Source organism: Candidatus Sulfurimonas baltica (assembly GCF_015265455.1).
GTDB lineage: Bacteria > Campylobacterota > Campylobacteria > Campylobacterales > Sulfurimonadaceae > Sulfurimonas > Sulfurimonas baltica.
Genome location: NZ_CP054492.1, coordinates 718,953 through 744,331, shown reverse-complemented (window position 1 = coordinate 744,331; position 25,379 = coordinate 718,953). Strand labels below are relative to the sequence as shown.

At 33.1% G+C, this 25,379-nt stretch carries 30 protein-coding genes; 1 reads left to right on the top strand and 29 read right to left on the bottom strand.

Annotated elements, in window-relative coordinates; translation table 11 throughout:
- Positions 1 to 10 precede the first annotated feature (10 nt).
- From atpG to HUE88_RS03555, 24 genes are all read right to left on the bottom strand, one after another.
- Positions 11 to 898 (bottom strand): ATP synthase F1 subunit gamma, encoded by an 888-nt coding sequence (gene atpG / locus HUE88_RS03670; protein ID WP_194371178.1) that lies wholly within the window; start codon positions 896 to 898, stop codon positions 11 to 13.
- 10 nt (positions 899 to 908) lie between these two features.
- Positions 909 to 2,426 (bottom strand): F0F1 ATP synthase subunit alpha, encoded by a 1,518-nt coding sequence (gene atpA, locus HUE88_RS03665; protein ID WP_194371176.1) that lies wholly within the window; start codon positions 2,424 to 2,426, stop codon positions 909 to 911.
- Positions 2,427 to 2,447: 21 nt separating this feature from the next.
- Complete coding sequence (locus HUE88_RS03660) at positions 2,448 to 2,981, bottom strand: F0F1 ATP synthase subunit delta (protein WP_194371173.1); 534 nt, start codon at positions 2,979 to 2,981, stop codon at positions 2,448 to 2,450.
- Entirely contained in the window at positions 2,982 to 3,494 is a 513-nt protein-coding gene (locus HUE88_RS03655) for a F0F1 ATP synthase subunit B (protein WP_194371171.1), read from the bottom strand.
- A gap of 9 nt (positions 3,495 to 3,503) precedes the next feature.
- Complete coding sequence (locus HUE88_RS03650) at positions 3,504 to 3,926, bottom strand: FoF1 ATP synthase subunit B' (protein ID WP_194371169.1); 423 nt, start codon at positions 3,924 to 3,926, stop codon at positions 3,504 to 3,506.
- A 96-nt stretch (positions 3,927 to 4,022) separates the two neighbouring features.
- Entirely contained in the window at positions 4,023 to 4,862 is an 840-nt protein-coding gene (locus HUE88_RS03645) for a ParB/RepB/Spo0J family partition protein (protein WP_194371167.1), read from the bottom strand.
- On the bottom strand, positions 4,859 to 5,644 hold the full coding sequence (locus HUE88_RS03640; protein WP_194371165.1) for a ParA family protein: 786 nt from the start codon (positions 5,642 to 5,644) through the stop codon (positions 4,859 to 4,861). Before HUE88_RS03640 ends, HUE88_RS03645 begins: the two co-directional genes overlap by 4 nt.
- Positions 5,641 to 6,276, bottom strand: a complete 636-nt coding sequence (locus tag HUE88_RS03635) for a biotin--[acetyl-CoA-carboxylase] ligase (RefSeq protein WP_194371163.1) — start codon at positions 6,274 to 6,276, stop codon at positions 5,641 to 5,643. The genes HUE88_RS03640 and HUE88_RS03635 overlap by 4 nt, the downstream gene beginning before the upstream one ends.
- The gene (fmt, locus tag HUE88_RS03630) at positions 6,257 to 7,165 is read right to left on the bottom strand and encodes a methionyl-tRNA formyltransferase (RefSeq protein WP_430733192.1); all 909 of its coding nucleotides are present in this window, start codon (positions 7,163 to 7,165) and stop codon (positions 6,257 to 6,259) included. The genes HUE88_RS03635 and fmt overlap by 20 nt, the downstream gene beginning before the upstream one ends.
- A complete protein-coding gene (proB, locus tag HUE88_RS03625) occupies positions 7,162 to 7,932 on the bottom strand; it encodes a glutamate 5-kinase (protein WP_194371161.1) in 771 nt (256 codons plus the stop codon). The genes fmt and proB overlap by 4 nt, the downstream gene beginning before the upstream one ends.
- Positions 7,933 to 9,042 (bottom strand): GTPase ObgE, encoded by a 1,110-nt coding sequence (obgE, locus tag HUE88_RS03620; RefSeq protein WP_194371159.1) that lies wholly within the window; start codon positions 9,040 to 9,042, stop codon positions 7,933 to 7,935.
- Positions 9,043 to 9,251: 209 nt separating this feature from the next.
- The gene (rpmA, locus tag HUE88_RS03615) at positions 9,252 to 9,509 is read right to left on the bottom strand and encodes a 50S ribosomal protein L27 (RefSeq protein WP_194371157.1); all 258 of its coding nucleotides are present in this window, start codon (positions 9,507 to 9,509) and stop codon (positions 9,252 to 9,254) included.
- Between the two features lie 33 nt (positions 9,510 to 9,542).
- Positions 9,543 to 9,851 (bottom strand): 50S ribosomal protein L21, encoded by a 309-nt coding sequence (gene rplU / locus HUE88_RS03610; RefSeq protein ID WP_194365882.1) that lies wholly within the window; start codon positions 9,849 to 9,851, stop codon positions 9,543 to 9,545.
- A gap of 94 nt (positions 9,852 to 9,945) precedes the next feature.
- Positions 9,946 to 10,287, bottom strand: coding sequence for a hydrogenase/urease nickel incorporation protein HypA (hypA, locus tag HUE88_RS03605; protein WP_194365884.1), 342 nt, complete (start codon positions 10,285 to 10,287; stop codon positions 9,946 to 9,948).
- A 13-nt stretch (positions 10,288 to 10,300) separates the two neighbouring features.
- The gene (gene hypE / locus HUE88_RS03600) at positions 10,301 to 11,299 is read right to left on the bottom strand and encodes a hydrogenase expression/formation protein HypE (RefSeq protein WP_194371155.1); all 999 of its coding nucleotides are present in this window, start codon (positions 11,297 to 11,299) and stop codon (positions 10,301 to 10,303) included.
- Positions 11,292 to 11,543, bottom strand: coding sequence for a VF530 family protein (locus HUE88_RS03595; protein WP_194371153.1), 252 nt, complete (start codon positions 11,541 to 11,543; stop codon positions 11,292 to 11,294). The genes hypE and HUE88_RS03595 overlap by 8 nt, the downstream gene beginning before the upstream one ends.
- The gene (locus HUE88_RS03590; protein WP_194371151.1) at positions 11,540 to 12,616 is read right to left on the bottom strand and encodes a PDDEXK nuclease domain-containing protein; all 1,077 of its coding nucleotides are present in this window, start codon (positions 12,614 to 12,616) and stop codon (positions 11,540 to 11,542) included. The genes HUE88_RS03595 and HUE88_RS03590 overlap by 4 nt, the downstream gene beginning before the upstream one ends.
- Entirely contained in the window at positions 12,609 to 14,081 is a 1,473-nt protein-coding gene (locus HUE88_RS03585; RefSeq protein WP_194371149.1) for an McrB family protein, read from the bottom strand. The genes HUE88_RS03590 and HUE88_RS03585 overlap by 8 nt, the downstream gene beginning before the upstream one ends.
- A complete protein-coding gene (locus HUE88_RS03580; RefSeq protein WP_194371147.1) occupies positions 14,075 to 15,217 on the bottom strand; it encodes an McrC family protein in 1,143 nt (380 codons plus the stop codon). The genes HUE88_RS03585 and HUE88_RS03580 overlap by 7 nt, the downstream gene beginning before the upstream one ends.
- Position 15,218: 1 nt before the next feature.
- A complete protein-coding gene (locus HUE88_RS03575; protein ID WP_194371145.1) occupies positions 15,219 to 16,178 on the bottom strand; it encodes a Fic family protein in 960 nt (319 codons plus the stop codon).
- 30 nt (positions 16,179 to 16,208) lie between these two features.
- Positions 16,209 to 17,330: a hydrogenase formation protein HypD gene (hypD, locus tag HUE88_RS03570; protein WP_194371143.1), complete on the bottom strand. Its 1,122-nt coding sequence runs from the start codon at positions 17,328 to 17,330 to the stop codon at positions 16,209 to 16,211.
- A 1-nt stretch (position 17,331) separates the two neighbouring features.
- Positions 17,332 to 17,622, bottom strand: coding sequence for a HypC/HybG/HupF family hydrogenase formation chaperone (locus HUE88_RS03565; RefSeq protein WP_194365894.1), 291 nt, complete (start codon positions 17,620 to 17,622; stop codon positions 17,332 to 17,334).
- A complete protein-coding gene (gene hypB, locus HUE88_RS03560; RefSeq protein ID WP_194371141.1) occupies positions 17,622 to 18,401 on the bottom strand; it encodes a hydrogenase nickel incorporation protein HypB in 780 nt (259 codons plus the stop codon). Before hypB ends, HUE88_RS03565 begins: the two co-directional genes overlap by 1 nt.
- A gap of 112 nt (positions 18,402 to 18,513) precedes the next feature.
- Complete coding sequence (locus HUE88_RS03555; RefSeq protein ID WP_194371139.1) at positions 18,514 to 19,152, bottom strand: hypothetical protein; 639 nt, start codon at positions 19,150 to 19,152, stop codon at positions 18,514 to 18,516.
- 220 nt (positions 19,153 to 19,372) lie between these two features.
- Between HUE88_RS03555 and HUE88_RS03550 the strand changes: the two genes are divergently transcribed.
- Positions 19,373 to 19,933 carry a transposase gene (locus HUE88_RS03550; protein WP_229860144.1) on the top strand — a complete coding sequence of 187 codons (561 nt, stop codon included), beginning with the start codon at positions 19,373 to 19,375 and terminating at the stop codon, positions 19,931 to 19,933.
- Here the strand turns inward: HUE88_RS03550 and HUE88_RS03545 are convergent.
- From HUE88_RS03545 to cybH, 5 genes are read right to left on the bottom strand one after another with little or no spacing between them, the layout of a single operon-like run.
- Positions 19,930 to 20,232 (bottom strand): monooxygenase, encoded by a 303-nt coding sequence (locus HUE88_RS03545; protein ID WP_194371135.1) that lies wholly within the window; start codon positions 20,230 to 20,232, stop codon positions 19,930 to 19,932. The two genes, HUE88_RS03550 and HUE88_RS03545, sit on opposite strands and share 4 nt — an antisense overlap.
- Positions 20,233 to 20,270: 38 nt before the next feature.
- Complete coding sequence (gene hypF, locus HUE88_RS03540; RefSeq protein ID WP_194371133.1) at positions 20,271 to 22,433, bottom strand: carbamoyltransferase HypF; 2,163 nt, start codon at positions 22,431 to 22,433, stop codon at positions 20,271 to 20,273.
- Positions 22,430 to 24,097: a hydrogenase gene (locus HUE88_RS03535; protein WP_194371131.1), complete on the bottom strand. Its 1,668-nt coding sequence runs from the start codon at positions 24,095 to 24,097 to the stop codon at positions 22,430 to 22,432. The genes hypF and HUE88_RS03535 overlap by 4 nt, the downstream gene beginning before the upstream one ends.
- Entirely contained in the window at positions 24,094 to 24,639 is a 546-nt protein-coding gene (locus tag HUE88_RS03530) for a HyaD/HybD family hydrogenase maturation endopeptidase (protein ID WP_194371129.1), read from the bottom strand. The genes HUE88_RS03535 and HUE88_RS03530 overlap by 4 nt, the downstream gene beginning before the upstream one ends.
- 15 nt (positions 24,640 to 24,654) lie before the next feature.
- Positions 24,655 to 25,374 carry a Ni/Fe-hydrogenase, b-type cytochrome subunit gene (gene cybH / locus HUE88_RS03525; RefSeq protein ID WP_194371127.1) on the bottom strand — a complete coding sequence of 240 codons (720 nt, stop codon included), beginning with the start codon at positions 25,372 to 25,374 and terminating at the stop codon, positions 24,655 to 24,657.
- Between the last annotated feature and the right edge of the window lie 5 nt (positions 25,375 to 25,379).

Below are 25,379 nucleotides of genomic sequence, written 5' to 3'. Positions count from 1 at the left end.
TTTTTCTCCATTATTTCATAGACTCCACACCACTTATAATCTCTATAAGTTCTGTTGTAATAGCTGCTTGTCTAGCTTTATTAAATTTAATATTTAATGATTTAACCATATCTTTAGCATTATTAGTAGCTGTATCCATAGCCTGCATTCTAGCACTGTGCTCAGCCGCAACTGAATCAATTAGCGCATAATACATAGCATATTCTACATACCTATTAACCAAAGAATCAAGCATTTTCTCTTCATCTTGAGCTTCAATCTCTAAGATTGATTTTTGTACTTCTTCACATTCAAACTGATCTGCATCTACTGGCAACACTTTGTTCACATGTAACTCTTGTGTTATCATGTTTTTGTAGCCATTATATACAAGATGAAGAGCATCAATTTTTCCATCTTTAAAATCTTCAATAGAAGTTTCGATGAAATCGTCTGCTCTATCTTTATCAGGTCTTGAACTAAGATTTATAACTGAGTCAAACATTTCAACTTCATTATATTTAAAAAACTCAACACCTTTTTTACCGATTCCACGTAAACGCACTTTTACATTTTTTGCTTTATACTCTGCAATTAGTTTTTTAACAGCTTTAATAGTTTGAATATTAAAACCGCCACATAAACCTTTATCAGCAGTTACAAAAATAATATCAACAGTTTTAGGGTTTTCAATTTTCGTAAAACAACGATTATCGATTCCGCCAACTTTGTTACATTTAATGCGTCCAGCTATTTCGGCAATTACCTGATTCATTTTTGCAGCATAAAGACGTGAGCGCTTAGCTAACTCTTCTGCGCGACGAAGCTTTGCAGTTGATACAAGCTTCATAGCACGAGTCGTCTTTTGAGTGTTAGAAACACTTTTTATCTGTCTTTGAATATCTTTCAAGTTTGCCATAAAGTTTTCCTTACTTAGCTACAAAGCTAGATTTGAACTCTTCAAGTGCTTTTTTCAATAATGTTGTAGTATCATCATCTACTTTAGAAGTACTTCTAATATTCTCAAAAATTTGAGGATACGATGCTTCAATAAATGGATACATTTCAGCCTCAAAACGAACAACATTTGACGGATCCATATCATCTAGGAAACCTTCATTTCCAGCGAAGATAATAGCAACTTGCTTTTCAGCAGAAAGAGGAGAAAATGGTCCTTGTTTTAGAACTTCTACCATTCTTTGTCCACGCTCTAGCTGATTACGAGATGTTTCATCAAGGTCAGATGCAAATTGTGCAAATGCTTGAAGCTCACGATACTGAGCTAGGTCAAGTCTTAAAGTACCAGCAACTTGCTTAGTAGCTTTAATCTGAGCAGCACCACCAACGCGAGAAACTGAAAGACCAACATTAATTGCTGGACGAACACCCGAGTTGAATAGTTCAGTTTCAAGGAAAATCTGACCATCAGTAATAGAGATAACATTAGTAGGAATATATGCCGCAACATCACCCGCTTGAGTCTCAATAATTGGGAGTGCTGTTAGTGAACCAGCACCTTTTTCATCTGAAAGCTTTGCAGCTCTCTCAAGAAGACGAGAGTGAATGTAAAAAACATCTCCAGGATAAGCTTCACGGCCCGGAGGACGACGAAGAATAAGTGACATTTCACGGTATGCAACTGCATGCTTTGATAAATCATCATATACAATTAGGCCATGTCTAGCGTTATCACGGAAGTATTCACCCATAGTAACACCAGTGTATGGAGCTAAAAATTGAAGTGCAGCAGCTTCAGCAGCTGTAGAAGATACAATAATTGTATATTCTAATGCACCATGCTCCTCTAAACGACGAACTATTTGAGCTACTGTTGACTCTTTTTGACCTACTGCAACATAGATACAAACAACGCCATTACCTTTTTGATTAATAATAGCGTCTAGTGCTACTGTTGTTTTACCAGTTTGTCTATCACCAATAATAAGTTCTCTTTGACCACGACCAATTGGAACTAATGCATCAATTGCTTTAATACCAGTTGCTAACGGCTCGTGAACAGATTTTCTCTGCATGATACCAGGTGCTTTTTCTTCAACGAAACGAGTTTCAGTTGTCTCAATAGGACCTTTACCATCAATTGGCTCTCCAAGTGCGTTTACAACACGACCAAGTAGTGCATCACCAACAGGAACTTTAAGAAGCTTACCAAGTCTTTTAACAGACATACCTTCTCTTAGTTGTGAACCTCCGCCAAGAATAACAACACCTACTCTGCTCTCTTCAAGATTCATTACTAAACCTTGAGTACCCTCGTCAAACTCTACCATTTCTCCAGCCATAACATTGCTAAGTCCGTAAACCTGTGCAACCCCATCAGCATAAGAAACTATTTTACCAGTTTCATTAATATCAACACTTAGTTCAAAGTTATCGATACGCTCTTTAATTATTGAGCTGATTTCATCAGCTTGAATTTTTGCTACCACTATATTTCTCCTCTCTTGAAGTTAAATTGCTTTTATAATATGTTCTATCATTTGATTATTAATTCTAGATTTAGAGAAACTTATCTCTATACCAAGATCTTGTACATCTACTTTTATACCGTTAAAGTCACTTTTCACCAACTCTAATGATATAGTAGAATCAAATTTTTTACCTAAGCCACTACCTAAATCTTCTATAGTTTTTGCGTCAATACTGCTGTCGCTGTATATAACACCACTATAGTTTTTACTTGTAGTTGCAATATCTTTTCTCAACACTTCCGCTAAAGTAGGAATAATATTGATACGATTATGTTCAGCAAGTAATTTAACTAAATTCTCAACATCTTTAGAATTAGCAGATTTAACTGCTGCCAAAAGAATCTCTGATTTTTGATCTCTGCTAACATTTGGGTTATTAATAATCTGAAGAAACTTCGGATCATTAAAAGACTCAGCTATAGCAGAAAAAATCAAAGCCATGTTCAGCATTGAATCCATATCAGAGCTTTTCTTAATAGCTTTAATATATCTTTTTGCGATTAACTCTTCCATTTATGCCACCTTCTTCAAGATAACATTAGCCATAGCTTCTCTATCAAAACTATCACTACTTTGTTTAAGTACATCTTCAAGTGTATCTTCAACAACTTTACGAACCATTTTTCTTTGCTCAAAGTCCATCAAAGTTGTTTGTTGTTTTACTATTATTTCCAAATCAACATCGCACTGATTCATAATATTGTCATTTATAATCTTATTCTCTTTTTTAGAAGAAACAAGTAACTCTGTTGCAAATTTCTCTGCATCAGTTATTTTTACAAGTGCATCTTTTTTTAAAGAAATAGACTCTTTTAACTTATCTTGAACCTTTTGCATCTCGTCAGCAATTCCTTGACTTCTTGACGCAAAATAGTTTTTTGCTGGTTCTGCAACAAGGTACCAAATAAGTCCAGCAAACAATAAAAAGTTTACTGTTCTTTGAACTATATCAGTTCCTGCATGCTCTGCATTAGATGCTAACGCTATTGTTGATATCATAATCATTAATACTATAATTCTACTCACATTACATCCTTATATTTGACTAAATTTAGCTTTAACAGCTTCTTGAAACAATGGAACTTGTGACTTTAGATCACTTGTTAATTGTTCACGAGATTGAGCAAGTGACCGCTCAAACTCTAAATACTGACTAGCTAATTCAGCACGCTTTGCCTCTATCTTACTATCTGCCAACTCTTTAGCATCTGCAATAACTTTCTCTCTCAGAGCCGCAGCCTCCAGTTTAGCATTATCAATTATTGATTGTGCTTTTGCATGAAGTTCATTGATTTCATCATCATTAGAACCGACTTTATTCAAGTCTTTTTTAATGTCTTCATCTCTTTTATTCATGTAAGCAAATAATGGATTGTAAAGCCAACTGTTAAGAGTGATAATAAGTGCAAGAAACACAATAAATGTAGCTACAAGTAGTATCGGATTTATATCTAACATAGCACCTCCTAAAAGTTGCGTGATTATACTATTATAAAATTGAAAGAATTGTTAAAGGAAGAATAAATTTTAATATTTACACTTTTTTGAGTATTATTACTTAAGATGCGATAAAAAACTACTAATTTGAGTTTCGCTGCCAAACTCTATAGTTAAATTTTTATTTGATGTCTTGATTTTAAAACCAAGATGGGAGAGTTTATTTTTAATATCTGTAAAATCGTATGATACAACTGGTTGTTCATCAGCAGGTTTAGATTTTATGCTTTTAATATTTTTGACCATAGCTTCAACTTCTCTTACACTTAGCTTTTGTCCAATAATGGAGTTTACAATCAACTGCTGCTGCTTTTCATCTAGCCCAACTAAGACCTTTGCATGTCCTGTTGAAATTTTTCTCTCTATAAGAGATCTTTGTGTTTTTACTGAGAGTTGTAAAAGCCTAATAGCATTTGTAATATGAGTTCTGCTTTTATGTATTTTTAAAGAGAGCTCTTCTTGGGTCAAATCATGAAGTTTTATCAACTCAGCATAAGCGTATGCAAGTTCAATTGAGTTCAATTCATCTCTTTGTATATTCTCTATCAAAGCGAATTGTCTCATCTTATGCTCATCGCTATTTTGTATAATGGCACGAATAGTTTTTAGTTTTGCCAATTTTGATGCGCGGAGTCTTCTTTCTCCCGCAATCAAGACATACCCGTCAATATCTTCAGTTACTACTATTGGCTGAAGAAGACCGTCGTTTTTTATTGATTCGCTTAACTCATAAAGAGAACTCTCCTCAAAATGTTTTCTTGGCTGAAAAGGGTTTGGTCTTACATCTTTAACTAAAACTTCTATAATAGAGTCTCTTGATGAGCCTTCATTTTCATAAGCTTCTCCCATTTCTCCTAAAAGAGCATCTAATCCACGGCCTAATTTTTGTGATTTCATTGTTCTATTATCGCTTGTGCTAAATTTTGGTATGAAATCGAGCCACTTGACTTCACATCATATAAAATTGCCGGTTTACCAAATGATGGAGATTCCGCCAACTTAACATTTCTTGGGACAACAATTATCTTGCCACTTTTTGTTTGAAAAAGCTTACTTTTGAAATGTTGTTTTAAATCAGCAAAAACTTGCTTAGAGAGATTATTTTGAGAACTAAACATTGTTGGGAGAAAACCTCTTACTTTAAGTTTTGGATTTATAGACTTTCTTACAAGTTTTATAGTGTTTAAAAGTTGCGCAAGACCTTCAAGTGCAAAAAACTCACACTGTATTGGTATTATTACAGAATTTGAAGCCGAAAGGGCATTGATAGTCATGGGTCCAAGTGCCGGAGGAGAATCTATAATAATATAGTCGTAATCTTTTAATACATTGGAAATAGCTTTTTTAAGTACTAATTCACGCCCTGCTGCCTTGTCTGCATCATAATACTCTTTTTCAATTCCAACCAATCCAATATTTGATGGAGCTAAATGAAGAGTTGGCAACTCAGACTTTAAGATAATATCTTTTAGTTTTTTTGTTCCGATTAACACATGATAAATATTAAACTCATAATCATTTCTATGAAAGCCCAAAGATGTAGTGGCATTTGCCTGTGGGTCAGAGTCTATTAAGAGTACTTTTTTTTCTGCAACAGCAAGAGAGGCAGCTAAATTTACGGCAGTAGTCGTTTTACCAACACCACCTTTTTGATTTGCTATTACTATTACTTCGCTCATCTTAGACTGTATATCCTCTCGCCATCACTTATTATAGAGCCATCGCTTTGCAGGACAACATCTTTTAAGGAAATTTTTAAATTATTTTTATGTGTAAAAAAGTTTTTATTCTTATGGAATTCTAACTCATACTTACTAAAAACTTGCTTCCATAAAACATTTTTTTCAACACTTTCAAAATACTTATTTAATAGTTCATCTATACTTATTTTTATATCTAATTTTGCAAAATTTTCTGGAGAATTTTCTATATTTAAACCAACCCCGCAGACAAGGGTTTTTTCAACCACATGTGTAATCATCCCGCCAATTTTTTTATTTCCGATATAAAAATCATTTGGCCATTTTAGCCAAACTTTAGAATTCGATTCAGACAAGCTATCTTTTAATAAATAAGCAAAATAAATAGAAGCCGATTCAAGTTTTAAATCTTTTGGCAGATTGCTTAATGGAATGGCAAAAGAGAGAAAAAGATTTCCATCCATACCGCTCCAAGTATTTTCTCTACTACCAATACCATTTGTTTGAGTTTTGGCTACAACAGCCAAAGGAGGAGTTACTTTGTTTTGTTTTACTAACTCTTTTAAATAATTTTGAGTAGAATCTACACTATCAAGAGAGAGTATCTGCAACGGTTAATCTTTTGCCATTAATATACGAGAGAACATCCATATCTTTTTTTGATTGTGGCTGAACTCTTACAATTCTAATAGTTCCATTTTCACATCCAACTACAATACTGTTTTTATCTACATGTAGAATTTTTCCAGCCTCATTGTTACTCTTCGCTTCTATTAATTCTATTTCTTTAAGTTTGAGTCCGTTATTTAAATAAACCCCTGGCCAAGGTGTAAATGCACGATATTTATTGTAAAGTGTGGTAGCGTCTTTAAACTCAACTTCACCATCTTCTTTTGTAATTTTACTGCAATGCGAAAATAGAGAGTCATTTTGTTTAACATGCGGGTATTTGCTAAAGTTTTGCAAGACATCTATTGTTAAATCACTTGCAACCTCTGTAAGTCTATCAAAAAGAGAATCTGACATTTCACTATCACTTACATCTATCTCTTTTATTTTGATAATGTCACCGGTATCCAAACCAACATCCATCAACATTGCTGTGACACCAGTTTTTTTGTCGCCATTTAGAAGAGTTTGCTGAATTGGACTTGCCCCTCTATATGTTGGTAATATAGACGCATGTAGATTTATGCACGGGGCGTGCTGTAAAATCTCAAGTGGCAATATTTGACCATACGCAGCAACAACTATAAAATCACACTCTATTTTAAGAAGCTCTTTTACAACACTCTCATCACGAAGTCTATTTGGCTGAAAAACGTCAATGTCATTTTCCAATGAAAGAGTTTTTACTTCTGGCGGTGTCATAACTTTTTTTCTGCCGACAGGTTTATCTGGCTGAGTGTAAACTGCAACCACTTCCATATCATTTGTATTAATAATTTTTTGCAGTATAGCCTTTGCATAATCTGGCGTACCCATAAAAATTATTTTCAATTATCTTTGCCTTTTGTAAAAAGTGTTCCGCCGGTATATTTTTTATCTAACATGTAGCTTTTAATATCACTCAAATCAAACCCACTAGACAAGAACATATCTATCGAATTGGTTAAAAGGTAATCAGCAGCTTTTAATTTAGTTAAAATTCCGCCTGTTGCAAAAGCGCCATGAGGTGTTGCATCTTTTTGAAGCTCATTTTTATCAATAGAATTTACAATTTTCAGTACTTTTGCATCTTTATTTTCTCTTGGATCACTGTCGTAGTAACCATCTATATCGGAAAGTATTATAAGCAAACTCGAATCGGTATGTTTTGTTATATAAGCTGATAGCTGGTCGTTGTCTCCAACAACAAGCTCTTTTGTAGATGTTGCGTCATTTTCATTGATAATTGGAATAACACCGTTGGAGATAAGAGTATCTACTGTATCTTTAATTCTTTGAATCTCATCTTCTCTTTGTAAGTTTGCAGCAGTAACCAGCACTTGAGCAGTAAGAATATTGTGTATTGCAAATTTTTTACCATATTTATCCATTAGTATAGGTTGACCTATGGATGCTAAGGCTTGTTTGTTTTGCAATACGCTTCTATCTAACTTCAGTGCCGTATATCCGGCTGCAACTGCCCCCGATGAAACGAGTATAACTTCATAACTCTTTTTCAGCTCTGCTAAAAAATCCACCAATGCTTTCATCCGCTCAAGAGCAATTGAATCATTTTGTGTTAAAACAGCACTACCAACTTTAACAACAATTCGTTTCATCTATTGAATGTCTCTTCTATTTGTATGTACTAAATTAAACAGAGAGTATTTAAGTGCTTCAATGTTTTTATTAATAGCAGAAGATATTGGTGCAACAAAATATGGAAGAGTTTTATCATATCCTAAAGTTTCATCTGCACTATCTTGAATAAAGTAAGGAATTGAATCATCAAAATCAAATTCACTGTTTTTATTTGCTTTAACTCCAAGAAGTTCTAAAAAACCATTTACTAAATCGTTTAATTCATCCGCAGGAACAACATCTAGTCTTGTAAGTGCGATAGCATACTGATTTGTGCCTAATATTTCAGAAAATGATGATATTTCATCTTTTAGAGTTTCAATTTGCTCTTTTAAGTCTCTATAAGAAGCTAAATCAACCATATATAAAAGTGTTTTTGTTCTCTCTATATGTCTTAAAAACTGAATTCCAAGACCTTTACCCTCGTGAGCTCCACCGATAATACCAGGAATATCAGCCATAACGAATGATTCAAAATCACCAATATTGACTTGACCAAGTTTTGGCGTAAGTGTAGTAAACTCATAGTTTGCAATCTCTGGACGAGCATTTGAAACAGTAGATATAAGAGTAGATTTTCCAACATTTGGAAAGCCGACTAAACCAACATCTGCAATAAGCTTTAAATCTAATTTGATTCTTCTTGTTTCACCCTTTTCACCAGGTTGTGCATAAGTTGGTCTTTGGTTAGTTGAACTCTTAAAGTGAACATTACCAAGTCCGCCTTTTCCACCCTCCACAAACAACACCTCTTTACCATGCTCAAGCATATCAAAAAGTACATCACCTGTTTCCATATCTAAAATTTGCGTCCCTGGTGGAACTATAATAACTTTTTTAAGACCAGATTTTCCTGCCATAAGTGAACCTGCGCCAGGAACTCCACCTTCTGCTTTAATGTGCATTTTTTTCTGAAAATGTGAGAGAGTATGGGTATTGTTATCACATTTAAACCAGATATCTCCACCTTTTCCGCCATCTCCACCATTTGGTCCGCCATTTAGAACAAACTTTTCACGACGAAATGCTACACACCCTTGTCCACCTTTTCCCGATGAAACTGTTAATTCGACACTATCTGTAAACAAGTGCTCTCCTTCTGATTTTTCTTTTAGCTAGTAACTATCCGTGTAAAATTTCTAAGTAAACTTTAGAAATCGATATTAAACTTAATATTTAAAAACTTAAAAATTCACTTGATTTTAAAATAGTAAATTATTAAATTTTTTTATATTGTTTAGGTGTAAAACCCATTGTGAAGCGGAAAACATTTGGGACAAGCCCAAATATTGTAGAATTATGCAGCAGGTATTACTGAAACTTGTTGACGTTTTTTGTCTTTTCTCTCAAAAGTAACAACACCTTCAACTAGTGCGAATAAAGTATGATCTTTACCCATACCAACATTTTTACCTGGATGAACTTTCGTTCCTCTTTGGCGAATAATGATGTTACCAGGTATTACTACCTCACCACCATACTTTTTAACTCCAAGTCTTCTACCAGCTGAGTCACGATTATTCTGTGTACTTCCCTGACCTTTCTTATGTGCCATATGAAATCTCCTACTTAATTATGAAGCTTGCTATTATGCAGCTATTTTCGTGATACGAACACGAGTGAAGTCTCTTCTGAAACCTCTTTTAACTTTACTGTCTTTACGACGACGTTTTTTGAAAATAACTACTTTTCTGTCACGACCTTCATTGATCACTTCAGCAGTTACAACAGCTCCATCAACATAAGGAGCTCCCATTTTAAGTTCACCTGCGTTAACAGCTAGAACTTCATTAATTTCGATGATAGCTTTAGGCTCAAGAGACATTTTATCTAATAATAAAACATCACCCTCTTGAACTTTATATTGCTTACCACCATTTTTGATAATTGCGTACATATACAATTCCTTAAATATATCTAAAAAGTCCGGAATTATATCCAAATAAGCTTTAAGTTTTATTTAATCCTTTACCAATATTCAAACAAAGTATTTATTCTAGTTCTAACTGCATCAAGTACATATCTTCACCATCAAGTATTGATAATTCTGTACTCTTGCATTTTGGGCAAGTATACTCTAGTTTTTTAAGTGTCGATTCGATTAAACAACTGTTACATTTTACAATAACACTTTGGATATTTATAATAAATTCTGCATCTTCACATATGGTTTGTTCTTTAAATGTATCAAAGGCAGTTTTTAAAAGCTCTGGCTCTACTCCGCTCATTACACCTATCTTTATAACAACCTTAATCACCTTTGTAGCATTGTTAGCTTTTGCATTCTCATCACATGAGTCTAAAAGAGATTGAACTATACTATATTCATGCATTCACAATATCCTTTTAGCAAATTCTTGGAAGCAGCTCACCGCTAGGCGTCTCTAAAAATCTTGAAGTTCCAAAACTGCTATTTAAGATTACCCTTTTTAAATGTCTATCTGTCACCTTACCTATAATAGTAGCGTTTGAGCAGTTTTGAAATGTTTTTAAAATCTCTACCGCTTTTTGTGCATCCTCTTTGTTTATAGCAAGTACGAAAGTTCCCTCATTTGCCAAAGCAGTTGCCTCAAAGCCAAGCATCTCGCAAATACCTACTACCTCATCACTTACAGGGATTTTATCTTCTTGTACTTCTATACAAATGTTTGACTGCTTAGACCACTCGTTTAAAACAGCACTCACTCCACCTCTGGTTGCATCTCTCATGGCAGTAATATTTATATTTGCATCTATTAGGGCTTTTACTTGAGCAAACAATGATTCACAATCGCTTTTTAAAGAGCTGCTCATCTCAATACCTTCACGAGCTGAAAAAATAGTTGCACCGTGACAACCGATATCACGGTTTACTATAATTAAATCATCCTGAGTGATGTTGTTCGAGCTAATACCTTTTTTTATAACCTCACCAATGCCGGTAGTGTTTATAAAAATCTTATCAACACTTCCACGAGGTACAACCTTTGTATCGCCGCTTACTACAATAGCACCGTTTACCTCAAGTTCCTTTTTCATACTGCTTACTATAATTTCAAGCTCAGAAGTTGAGAAGCCCTCTTCTATTATAACGCTACATGTAAGGTATTTTGGCTTTGCGCCCATCATCGCTAAATCGTTACATGTACCACAAACCGCTAGCTTGCCTATGTCGGCTCCAGCAAAGAAAAGTGGACTAACTGTAAAGCTATCAGTTGAAAATGCTAACTCTCCATTATGTATAATCGCAGCATCCTCACTTTTTTCCAATATATCGTTTTTAAATGCTTTATAAAATACTTTTGATATAAGCTCGTTGTTCTCTTCTCCACCGTTTCCCTGAGCAAGAGTGATTGTTTTATTCATGAGAATCTTCTTTTTTTGAGAGGTTTTTAGTGTTGAGATACAAATCTTCAACTTTTTTTCTAGCCCATGGTGTCTTTCTTAAAAACTTCAGGCTTGAGTTTATAGTTTGGTCAAATAAAAAACATCGAATGTCTATCAATTGCCCTAACTTCTTCCACCCGTAATGTTTAACAAGCGACTCTAAAATATCTTGTAGTTTTACACCGTGTAATGGATTGTTTTTGTTTTTTTCTTGCTCACTCATTTTTCATCATCTTTCAAACTGTATTTTAATTCATTCTCTATCATCTCAATTGTTGGTAAACTTGATTCAAACTCTTTTGGCAAAACCTCTGTTAGTTCATATTCTGATATGCCTATAGGTTGTGACATGTTTTTTAGTGAGTACTCTGCAACTATCTCATTCTTTTCTTGGCATAATATAAGTCCTATTGTTGGATTATCTTCTTTATGAGCCAATTTTTCATCTATAGCAGAACAATAAAAATTAACTTGTCCAGAATATTCTGGCTTAAATTTACCTTTTTTAAGTTCAATCACTATATAACATCGAAGCTTTAAATGATAAAAAAGCAAATCTATATAAAAATCATCATCTCCAACTTCTAACTTATACTGCTTACCTACAAACGCAAAACCACTTCCTAGCTCTATAAGAAACTTTTCCATGTGTTTAGTTAAATTTGATTCAAGTTCTCTTTCTCTAAAAGGCTCTGCAATAGTTAAAAAATCAAATATATAAGGGTCCTTAAATGACTGTTGCACTAAATCACTATCTTGTGGAGCCAGTATATTTTTAAAATTTGATACTAATTTTCCTTCCCTTTTATGAAATTCACTTTTAATCATCAAAGCCAAAGTGTCTCTACTCCAACCATTCTCAAAAGTTCTTTGAATATACCAATATCGTAATTCTATATCTTTTAGCTTTTGTATTAAGACTATATTATGTGCCCAAGGAATTTGTGCAACCAATAGTTGCCCTTTTTCTTTACTATTAATTTGTGCAACTGGCAGTTGCCCAATTCCAATATTTTCATATTCTTTATAAAACTGCACCATCAGCTTTATATTTCTTGTAGAAAAACCACCTATATCTGGAAATTCACTCTTTATATCACTACTTAGTTTATCTATTACTTTTGCACCCCAGCCAAGTTTTTGCTGTTTATAAAATATGGCTTTGCCTATATCAAAATAGAGCATTATCATCTCTTTGTTTACGCTATTTATAGCTCTTATTTGTGAGGTGTGTATCTGCTGTTTTATTTCAAATAAAAAGGTGCTATAGTCCTGTTGGTTTTCTACCTTATTCATCACTATCTTCTTTGTTTAAAATTTTCATAGCATTATCATGATTTTCATCATCAGCATAAAAATACTCTTCCAAAAGAGGTTTGATTTTATACTCTTTGACAAACTCCAAATCTTCTGTAGTTTGTATTTTCATAAAATAACTATGCCCTAACATGTAGTCTTCATTTAGATTATCTTTTATAAATTTATTTAGGCTATTAAACAGCTTTTTTGCCTTTACATGTAGAATCAAATCTTCATTCGGCTTCATCTTTAAAAATGTAAATCTTCTTCTAAGAGCTATATCTATAGTTGCGATAGATTTATCGGTAGAATTCATCGTAGCAATTATATAAAGATTTGAGGGAACTTTGAACTTCTCTTTTGAATATGGAAGCGTCACTTCATAAACATCTCTTTTATCTTCTTCTATTAGTGTAATTAGTTCTCCAAAGATTTTAGAGATATTTCCTCTGTTTATTTCGTCTATGACTATGTAGAAGTTTTTCTCTTTTTCTACATCAATTTTATTATTTTTAATTATTTCAACTATTTTATTTCCTATTGGAAAATAATATCCTGAAAGAGAAAAAGTATCTTTTTTTACTTCTAATCGTCTTATATCTGATGGCTTGCCTACAAGATTTTTAAGAATAGCATTTACTACTACTTCTAAATCATTTTTCTTAACATATTGTTCATCTTTTGCACTTTTAGATTGGACTTTTAGTGATTTTTCTTTAAAATCATTGATAACTATTTCTATATCACTAACAGAATACAAAGGCTCAAGCTCATTGTTAAAATACATACCTCTTAAGATATCATAAGCTTCATCAAAAGAGATATGTTTCAATTCTGACTCTCTAATTTTATTAAGTGCATTAAGTGAAAGCCTTTTAAATATCCCATCTTCAAGTTCAATATTGCCGCTCTCATTTGGTCTAAAGCCCTCTATAAAATCTTCATAAGAGTAGCTTTGATGGAAGGTCACAAACTCCACTCTTTTCTCTTTTTTTATGCTCTCAAAAGCATCATTTTTTAAATCTACATGTTGATTTTTTGAAACGACATCAAAAATCTCATTTTGGCTTTTACCATCTTCTATCATCGAGATTATATTTTTGTAATTATGAGTTTTTCCAACTCCTGGAGCACCGTAGAGGATTATATTTTTGATGTTTATCATATTTTGACTTTCTTCTTCAATTGTGCTGTTATTTAAAAACTCTACATATTTTCTAGCGCCACTTCTAAAATCATTAAATGTGTTATTATTAGCGTATTTATGGTGTTGATCAAATTCATTTTTGAATTCATTATTTGCATTAGCAAATTTAACTACTTTATCTTGGTCATTTAATGCTTGATATTCATCAATTTGATTTAATATATTAATTAACGAGTTTAAATATGCAATGTAATTTTGTATAGCACCAAATCCAATATCTTCTAAATATCTTCTAAAATTTTCTAAATCTAACATGACAGTTCCTTAACTTTAATTTTAACTTCCTCAATAAACTCACTATAACCACCGCACCCGTCAAACCACAAATCCAAACTCTTTACTTTCATTTTTACTTCCTCGCCCTTTTCCCCTAAAACCAAATCATAGTCAAAATGCTCCAGATGTTTCGGATAGAGAAGCATTGTATTTGTTATGTGATAGTTTTTTCCATAAACGAACATCTGAAACTTATCATCTCTTTTTATATCATTTTTTGCACCAAGCTTTTTATATTTAGTGTCAATTATCAAATCTTTTACAATGATATCAGGTTTTAAAATCAGATCTCCGTATGTGTCGCAGCTTTGAAGCAGTGTTGCGGGTTCAAGCTCTTTTACCATCTTGCCGACAAACCTCTCAAAAAGAACATTCATGTCAAACAAGAACGCAAAACTTTTTTTATCTTTTGCAAAGAGCGGAATTGATTTGTTTAAAAGCAAAAGTGCAAATTCAAAACTATCTTTGAACCTGTTGTTTAGTCTGTTAAAATGTACATGTAGGTTATTTATATCAAAAGTTCTATACTCTACCTCATCTAGTACAAGCTCACAATGTTTTAAAAGTTTTTTGTTTTTTGTGTATTTTAGTAGAGTTTTTACAGCAAACAAAAAAAACTGATTTAGCTCATTGTTTTCGCTGAATTCATCATATTCGCAGTAGATTTTATTTTTTATATGATTATATTTGAGATTTTCATTTATAAGATATTTGCCTCTAAGGGTCGTGAGATTATCCTGCTCGGTTATATATTCTTTGTAAATGCCTCGTTTGAACTCTTTAAACAACCTTTGTGCAAAAAGTTGTATAAAAACTTCTAAGATGTTATGTTTTTCATTTTTGCAAGAAGCTATATCTTCATTTTCAAGTTTTACGTCATAAGCATACATCAACATGTAGATAAAAATATCTAAATTTTCTTCTTCATTTGTATCGCTAATTTTAGGAAGTATGTAAAAATCTTTATCTTGAAAATTGAGTATTCCACAATACTGCCTAGTTTTTACTTTTCCCCAATCTTCTTTAAAATATTTATGTAAAGCGGAAGTATTAACAATGTGTTCTTTTAAAGCTTTGTGTTCAACTTCTCTATATTCATAAATAATATTTTTCATACTAAACTAAAACTTCCCAATATCCGCTTCTAGTACTACCTACTCTCTTGATTTTATTTTCTTGTTTTAGCTTCTCTAAATCTCTCTTAATTGTTTTATCATTTACTGAGAACCTAATAGCTAGTTCTTTTACTGTTACTTTTGAATTTTCTGTTATTAAACTAATTATTGAGAGTTCTCTTTCTTTAGGGACATTATTAGGGACATTATTAGGGACATTTTCTATAGCCTCTAAAATTACTCCTAGCATAAACTCTATAAAAGGTGTACTTTCACCGAGTTCTCCTGAGTCTAAGGCTTTATAGTACTTGTCTTGATAATCTCTCACTATACTCTCAGTAGCTATTGAAGAGAATATACTTTTATAGTGATACAAAATCACACTTTGCCAAAGTCTCCCTATGCGACCATTGCCATCACTAAAAGGATGAATAAATTCAAATTCATAGTGAAAAACACTACTTTTTATTAGAGGATGGTCATCTGAGTTTTGTAACCACTCAAATAAATCAATCATCAACTCAGGAACTCTCTCATGTCGTGGTGCTACATGACTTACTCCACTCTCACTTCCAACCCCGACATTAACTCTTCTAAAAGTTCCTGCTGTAGTTAAAATATCAGTCATTAAAATTTTATGTGCTTGAAGTAAATCATCTAGTGAATCATACTGATACTCTTCAAACTTCTCGTAAGCTTTTATTGCTCCATCTACTTCTGCAAGTTCACGCATAGTTCCTAGAACTCTTTTGCCATCTAAAATAGCTGTTATTTTTTCTTCACCTAAAAGGTTTCCCTCTATTTCTAAAGTTCCAGCTAATGTTTTTATTCGATTTGTTTTTCTCAAATAAGGAGTTATTATATTATTTTGAGTGCTCTCTATTTTCGCTAAAGCTTCAGTTATATCACTCACAAGATTTAGCATCTTAGATGTTATAGTAAAAGGTGGTTTATAACTCATACTTAAAGCCTTAAATTTTATATATTTATACTAAATCAAATTCCCATACTTATAGTACGCAGCACAAGCACCTTCACTGCTTACCATGCAGCTTCCTACAGGTGAAGATGGCTTACATGCTGTACCAAATATACTACACTCAACAGGATTTGCAAGACCTCTTAGTATATCGCCGCATATGCATAGTTTATGGTCGTCTATCTTTTGGCTCGGCAAAATCTCACTATAAATTTCTTCTGCATTATACTCTTTATACTCATCTCTTAGCTTCAACCCGCTTTTAGGAATATCACCTAAGCCTCTCCATCTAAAATGCTCAACTTTTTCAAAGTACTTGTTTATGAGTTCTTGCGCCTTTATGTTTCCATCATAAGTGACTGCTCTTTTATACTCAACTTCTAGCTCGCATCTATCTTCTATAAACTGTTTTACTATCATACTTATTGACTGCATAACATCAACTGGCTCAAAACCTGAAACCACTACAGGTTTATTGTAATCTCTTGGGAACTCTTCATATATTTTGCTCCCGCTAATTACGCTTACATGTGAGGGTCCTAAAAAAGCGTCTATCTTGTTGTCTTTATCGGCAAGTAGAGCAGACATAGCTTCTGGAATTGTTACATGGTTTATATGAAAAAGAATGTTTTTTATACCCTTTTTTATTACTGTATTAAGAAGAGCAGCTGTCATTGGAGTTGTTGTCTCAAAACCTATAGCAAAAAAGATTACTGTTTTTGCTGGGTTCTCTTGGGCAATTTTGAGACAATCTAGCGGAGAGTAAACAAAACGAACATCAGCTCCTTTACTTCTGGCATCTTGAAGGCTTCCATTACTTCCTGGTACTTTTATCATATCGCCTAGTGTTACAAGTATCACATCCTCTTGCATACTTAGTACATAAGCATGGTCGATTCTCTCTTTTGGCATTATACAAACAGGACAACCCGGACCATGAATAAACTTTATATTCTCAGGTAAAAGTTGAAGAATTCCGTACTTCATTATAGTATGGGTATGTCCGCCGCAAACTTCCATAATATTTATAGACCTCTTTAGTTTTTTAGCATCTTCTTTAATAATTTTTGCATAAGCCTTTATAGTGTCTGCATCTCTAAAATTATCATATAGATTTTTAAGCTCTAAACTCATATTACTCGCCTCTGTTTGGACACTCATCGTCTTCTAAAATTGCCATTTGCCTATCTTCTTCATTCATGGCGGCAATTATCTCTTTATAAAGTTCCAAGCTATCCAAAGCATCTGCTTCATCAATCTTATTCATTACAAAGCCGATGTGCAAAAGTACATAATCACCTATTTTTATATCTTCTTCACTAACTAAGTCTAAACTAGCAGCTCTTTGTACACCCATAGTGTCAACTGTTGCAACACCATTTTCTTTGTCTATTTTAACTACTTTTGAGGGTATTGAAAGGCACATTATCTCATCTCCATTTTAAACTTAATCCAAGAAGCGACTTTTTTAATACTCTCTTCGTCTTTAGTGCTTACTTCCATAATATCTACACTCGGTTTTAGTTTTCTTGCCATCTCTTTTTCTTTTTGCATGTCATACTCAAAGTATGGAAGCAAATCTGTTTTAGTAAAAAGAATCAAGTCGGCAGTTCTAAACATAACCGGGTATTTGGCTATTTTATCCTCACCCTCAGGAATGCTTACCAAAACTATGTTTAGGTGACTTCCGACATCATAAGAGGCTGGACACACGAGGTTTCCGACATTTTCTATAAAGCATACGTCCATATTGTCCAAATCCATATGATGAAGAGCTTTGTGAACCATAAAAGCATCAAGATGACATGCAGAGCCTGTTTGAATCTGGTGAGCTTCTATCCCTTTTGCTTTAAGTCTGTCTGCATCACGAGAAGTCTCTAAATCACCCTCTACTACACCAAATTTAAATTCAGCTATATCTGAGAGAGACTCAAGAAGAGCTGTCTTTCCGCTCCCTGGAGAACTCATAAGATTTATACACAACACGTCCTTAGAGTTAAAATGCTCTCTGTTGTGCCCTGCTTCATGGTCATTTTTATCTAAAATTTTAGTGATAATTGATATCGTCTTTGGATCATTTAGCTGTGGATTGTCATGTAGGTGTTGGTGCGCACCTTGGTGGTCACTTGAATTTTTGTGAGAGTGACTATGCTCATGTGTGTGAGCCTTTGAATCTGTTATACTGCAACCGCAATCTTTACACATATTATTTTCCTTAATTTTATTTTATAAACTAGATTCCAAGTCAAGCTTGGAATGACTGAACATCGTCATTCTGGACTTGATCCAGAATCTAGTTGCTTAATTGTTCACAGAGCTAAACTAACATACTAGAGCCTACAACTACAGAGATTAAACCTGCTGTTGTAAATACTCTTCTTAAATTTTGTTTTGAATTTAATAAATTTTTATTTATATACAATATTACTGTACCAAAACTTACAAATACAGTCATAACACCCAAACCAAACACTAAAACCATCACTAAATCAAGGCTGTTTCCCTCTATAAGTCCAAGAGTCACAAGCATCCCTCTGACTCCGCCTATTCCCATTAAGGCTCCAACAGTAAATGCTGAAGCTTTGTCACCGTTGCCATGGCTATGTTCTTTTCCAAACCAGATATGCAAATGTTCTTTTCCATTGTGAACATGTTTTTTAAGCTGGATTTGGTCGCTGTAAACCATATAGAGCAGATAAACACCCATTGCCAAAATAACAGATGACGATATGACATCTCCGAAACCCAGAATATTTTCACTGATATGGTAACTCTCTAAAATTTTTGCAAATATAAAAAGTGTTAGACCATGACCAACAGCAAATAAAACCGTAATTATCATTGTTTTCTTTTTATTTTTACCAATTGAAAAATCTGCAATAGCAGTTAAATGATCAGGTCCGAATGCATGCAAAATACCATACCAAAAAACAAAAAGCAATCCTAAATTTTCCACATCTAATCCTCGTAGTGAATATGTGTTCATATTTTATATATTTAATGTAAAAGTAACATTAATTTTACACTTTCTTATATTGTTTTGGGACTAAAATATGTTAAAATCGCCTATGAAATGTATTTATTGCAATAATGAAAAGTTATATAAACTAAAATCAGCCCAATTTAAATGCTCAAAGTGCAAAAAAAAGTTTTCTCCAAAAAGAGTAGAAAAAGATTTGAGCATAATTGAGTCCTTTTGTGAAAATCTCAGTATCAACCAAACAAGTAAAAAACTCTCGATAAACTATGTGAGTGTAAAAAACAGATATGAGCTTTTTAGACGGCTTATAGCTAACCACCTAGAAGAGAGTTACAGAGATAAAACCGTTATAGAGTACGATGAGTATATATATCTGCCAAAAAGCAAAAAAAAGATAAAAGAGAATATCTTTGATGCACAAAACTTTTTAACCTTTCATTATGAGGATAAAGTCTATAACCTTCTTATGACAAAACTAAACATACATAAAAATCAGTTTTTGGATGATGGAGTTGGAGATGCCTACTTTAAAGAGTTCTCAAAGTTTATGATGTATAACAAAATTTCTAAAACACAAAAAAGAGAAAACATTATCACTAAGTTTTGGCTTTTTTTTGAAGACTCAATTTTAAAGTACAAAGGTATTAAAGATGAGAACTTTTTTTATTATTTAAAAGAGATTGAGTTTAAGTTTAATTATGAGTTTGAGGAACAAATAGAGATTTTAATTGATTTATATTTACCTCTTAATACTTAAAGAGGTGCTTTTGTAATAAGACTTAGAGGTTCGTTTACTTTAAAGACCTTAGCTCTTATGTTAGAGTAGCCAAAAGATTCTAGTCTTTGCGTATGCATATCTAAATATCTATTTGCATCATCAATATTATCAAACAAGTAGATGCCTCCAGCTTCTTTGCTCTCTTCATTTTCTGTCCACAGTTTCCAAACCAATCCTTGTTCTTGTGCTATCTCTTTGGCCAAGTCAACAAATGCTGCTGAAAACTCTTCATTGAAAAGACCATCATGTGGAAAATCTACTTGTAAAATGTATTTCATATTGTAATCCTAATATTTTTTTGTAAGTATATAGAAAATTAAATAATATTTTTCAAAGCATAATAAAGTTGCCCTAAAGCAATTCCACCATCATTTATAGCTGTTTCTTGTTGATGATAATACTTGATTTTCGCTTGTTCTAATTTTATACATGTAAGCTCTAAAAGTGTCTTATTTTGGAACACTCCACCGCTTAAAATCACTTCTAGTTTTTCAACTTTTGAAATCCCTACTACTATCTCTATTAAAGTGTTTATAAACTTTGTAACAATATTTTTATCAAAAAAATCAAACTCTATATCTATCACTCCATCGATAATTTTATACTCAAAACTTTTCTCTACATGTAGATTATAGTTTTGTTCGCACATAAGTCCTGTTTCGCCCTCGTATGTTTGTACATGTAGCAGGTTTGCAAGACTTGCCACACCGTCAAAAAGACGACCTACTGAACTGCTTTGCGGTGCATTTAGGTTTTTTTCATAACTTTGATGAAGTGTTTTTATCTCTGTCAATGAGAATGATTTTACTACATGCAAGTCCAGAGCTAAGACATCTTCTAACGAGTACTTATCAAAAAGCATACTAAGAGCAACTCGTCGTGGTTCTTTGATTGCTTTTTCACCGCCAAGAAGTTTTATGGGCTTGAAGTGGTACTTTCTCTTGTCGCCGAGAAAAACTTCGCCGCCCCATAGTGAGCCATCATCTCCATAACCTGTTCCGTCAAAACTAAACCCCAAATAGTCTCCACTTAATCCAAACTCAGCCTTACAAGCGTAAATATGGGCTAGATGGTGTTGAACATCTACAAGTTCTTTATTTTGTATTTTTGCCCATTTTGTTGTTTCATATCTAGGGTGTTTATCATGAACTATAATATCAGGCTCAAAATCATAAAAATTTTTAAAACTCTCTAGTGTTCTAAGAAAAAAGCCAAAAGCCTCTAAAGAGTCCAAATCGCCGATATGAGGAGATAAAATAATATTGTCATCTATGACCAAAGCAATTGAGTTCTTTGCATTTGCTCCAACAGCCAAGATTTTCTTTTTGCTTTTAAATGGTAGTTTTATAACCTTTGGGGCATAGCCGCGTGAGAGTCTTAAAACCTGAGTTTTACCGGATACTACTTGAACCAAAGAGTCATCAACTGCGTTTATTATATCTCTGTCAAAATCTAAAACAAACTCTACAAATGGGAGTTTTTTATAGATTTCTTCCACATTTGTTATGATTGGTTCACTGCCCAAATTTGCACTTGTTGCGACTATTGGATTCTTTACATGTAGAAACAAAATATGATGAAGTGCTGTGTATGGCAAAAAGCACCCTATTCTACCTATATGTGGAGCTATTTTTGTGGATAGTTTAATATCTACATCTGCACCTTTTTTCAAAATAACGATAGGAGCCTCTTTTGATATTAAAAGCTCTTCCTCTTTTTCATCTACTTGTGCCAAAGATTTTATCTGCTGTACATCTTTGCACATTACTGCAAAAGGTTTAGCGGGTCTGTTTTTAAACTCTCTTAATTTTGTAACTACCTCATCATTTGTTGCATCACAGACGATATGAAATCCACCTATTCCTTTTATGGCAACTATCTTTCCTTCTATAATCTTTTGTGCACATGTTAAAATAGTTGCAGACAAACTTGGTCCGCAACTGTTGCAAGATATCGGCTGTGCGTGGTATCTTCTGTTTAACGGGTTATAATACTCATCCTCACACTCTTTACACATCTTAAACTTTTGCATAGATGTGTTTACCCTATCATAAGGAACTGTTTTTACTATGGAGTATCGTGGTCCGCAATTTGTGCAGTTTGTGGCGAAGTACCCTTTATATTTTTCTACATGTACAATGTCATCTAAGCACTCTTTACATGTAGCGATATCCGGAGAGACTAAAGCAGCTTTTACTGACTCTTTAGAGCTTTGTTTAATCTCAAAACTTCTTACATGTAGAAGTTCTATCTCTGATGTTTTAATCTCATCAATTCTTGCTAGCGGAGGCAAAGTTGAATAGAGTTTTTTTTCAAATTTTTCTATAGTCTCAGAGAAACCTTCGAGCTCTAATTCTACACCATTAGTTGAATTTTTCACAAACCCAAAAAGTTTTAACTCTAATGCCAGCTTATATATAAATGGTCTAAATCCAACACCTTGTACTAGCCCATTTATTAAATATTTATGTCTAATCAAAACAGTTCATTTCCACCATATTGAATATTTCTACCATCTACGGGCAACTCTTTATTAAAACAGAGATTATGGTTTACCGACACCTCTTTGCTAAGTTTACTGAAAAAATGTCTATTGTGCAGTAATGAACCAGTTATAACAACTACATCACTTTTCATTTCAGCTTTTATCTCATCCAATTGAGCAGATATAAACTCGGCAAAACTCTCAATAACGCCATAACTAAGAGACAGCTGGTCAAGTTCGGCAAGTTTGAAACTCATAGCAGTTCTAATCGTCATAAGAGAATCTATAAAAACTTTTGAGTCAATTCTGTTTAACTTATAGTCTATTCTAGGACCTTTATCTCCCATAAATGAAACTGCAAAATTTTCAAGTATTTGCGCTGATTTAATAAGGTCGCTATCTTTTGAAAAGCCTAAAATTATAGAAACAACTCCCCATAGTTTGTAAACGTTAAAATCTTTTTCATCAAACACTATTTTAGATATATCTTTATAATGTTCACTAAATTTATTTTTATAATTATTTACCAACTTCTCACCGGTTTCATTGGTCTCTGAAATAGCATCAAGCACCTCTTGGATTGAGCCAAAGCCAAATTTAAAAGATAGATATTCAATTGTTCCAAATTTTTTTGAATAGATTAAAATATCATTATGATAATCTTTACTTAAATTTACGCCTATTACTGTTTTTTCAAGTAATGAGTGCTCTTTTATAACTGAGAAAAAAGCACCGATATGAGGAATAAGAACCTTGTCTCCCAGCTCTTTGTACGGTAAACCTTTGTCACCTTTTAGTATAGCAATATGCTTATCACTTACAACAACTTCAATCGGTTCGAACTCTTTTACACTTTTAACCAAGTCCAACTTAACTTCTGAGGGCATTTTATCTTTTGTAATAAAAACTAGGTTGACTCCAAGTATATGCAACTCACTCATTAAAAGGTGCAAAACAAAATCATCGGCGAGCTTAAAGCGAATAAGTTCATTTTGTATATCTTCAAAATCTGTTTTAAATAAAAGGTTAGTTTTTACTCTTATAAGAGGTTTTTCTATCGCTCCCAAAGCTACTATTTCGCTGTTTGTAGCATTTGTATAGTTCTGTACTGTAGATAAATCATAACAAACAACATCAAAATCAACACCATTACATTTTTGATCTAGTTTGCCAACATAATATTTTCCATAAAATGTATCCACTTCAACTACTAATCCATCGTTTATTGATTTGGCAATTTTTACAAAAGTCTCTTTGTCACTCTTGATTTTAGAATCTACACCATATCCACAGACATTACACTCTGTAAAGATATTGTAATAATTTTTACTTGAGTCATTTATAACTTCATTCAAACATTTTGGACAAAATGGCATTTCTATCTTTGGTGATTTAGGCAGAGTAAAACTCTCATTGGGCATTTCATCTACGACTTTAGCGCCTGTTTCACGTAAGAATATAGAGTGGGGTAACTCTTGAGAGAGTTTATTTGCAAAATTTTCAAGTTCATCACTATCTTCAGACTCAACGTATAAAAAGAGTTCTTCACTATTTTTTACTAGTTTACCTTCTATAGAAAAAAGTTTTAATGTGTTTAACATTATTTTTTCGTAAACTAAAGATGAAGATGAGTAACTAAAAGAAAGTTCTAAAATCATGAAGCACCTTTTAAATATGTGTTTGGAGCAACTTCCGCTAAAGTTATCTCTCTTTTTATTGAAGTTTTAACGCCAAAATCTTTTATATATTTTATTATTGCATTTTCCATTGTAAGTCCAGCTTTTAAGACCTCTGGAGTCATAGTAAATGTACTATTTTCTCCAATTACATAAGGAACAACACCTACAATTTTTGTTGGTGGAAGGTCTCCTAACATCTCTATCATTTGAAGAGTCTGAAGCATTTCAACTTCATGAGCACTACCATTCCATTGTATAAACTCTGGAACGTCATTAAAATCAAAACTAAATACATCACCTATTTCGCCATCAATTGCACTAACACAATCTATAAGTAAAACATTGTCATAATCAGTAATAATTGGGATTAATCTTTGAGCGAGTGTTCCGCCATCTAGGATATCTACACTATGCTCATTTGACTCAAATTCGTATTTTTCATCAATTAAATTTGCTAGATGAGGACCAATGCCCTCATCTCCAAATAAAATATTACCAATGCCAAGAATTAATATTTTCAAATTAAAGTCCCTGCACTATTTGTGTTTATTTTTTTCTAGCCATCTATATCCGCTAAAAATAGAATCAACCGTACCTTCTCTACCGTGAACAGCATTAAACACAACCATATATACATGTCCAACTACAAATAAAATAACACCCCACATTAATAGATGGTGTAACTCTCTTACAGCAGCAAGACCGCCAATCATAACTTCTATATATCTCATTGGATCGTACAAGATACCACCAATAAATTCATGGTAGCTATGAACATATAGGACAAGCCCTGTGATAATTAAACCACTTATCGCGATATAAAAAACGACATAAGCCAAAAGCTGAATAACATTATATGCACCGGTAACTTTTGGATGCTTTGATAAAAGAAGATAGTACCCTATCTGACTCATCCAGTTTTTTAAACTCATAACATCTTTAAAAGAGTTTATCTCTATTCTATCTCTTACAGAGAAAAAGAAGTAGTAAGTCTTACCTATAAACATAGAGATCATAATAAAGCCGAAAACTTCATGAATAGTTCTATAAATAGCATTAGTAAAAGTAGTCGGCTCAGCACTTACAACCGGAACAAGAAAAGGAGATGAAAGATAAAATCCCGTATATGTTAAAGCTATTATACTAAAAACTCGAATCCAGTGATGCCATCTATAAAAGGCAGTAAACTCCAGTTCTCTTTCTATCTCTGTTTCTGTCTCCTTATGAGACTCTTCTGCTTTAGTAGTAGTTTGCATAATTC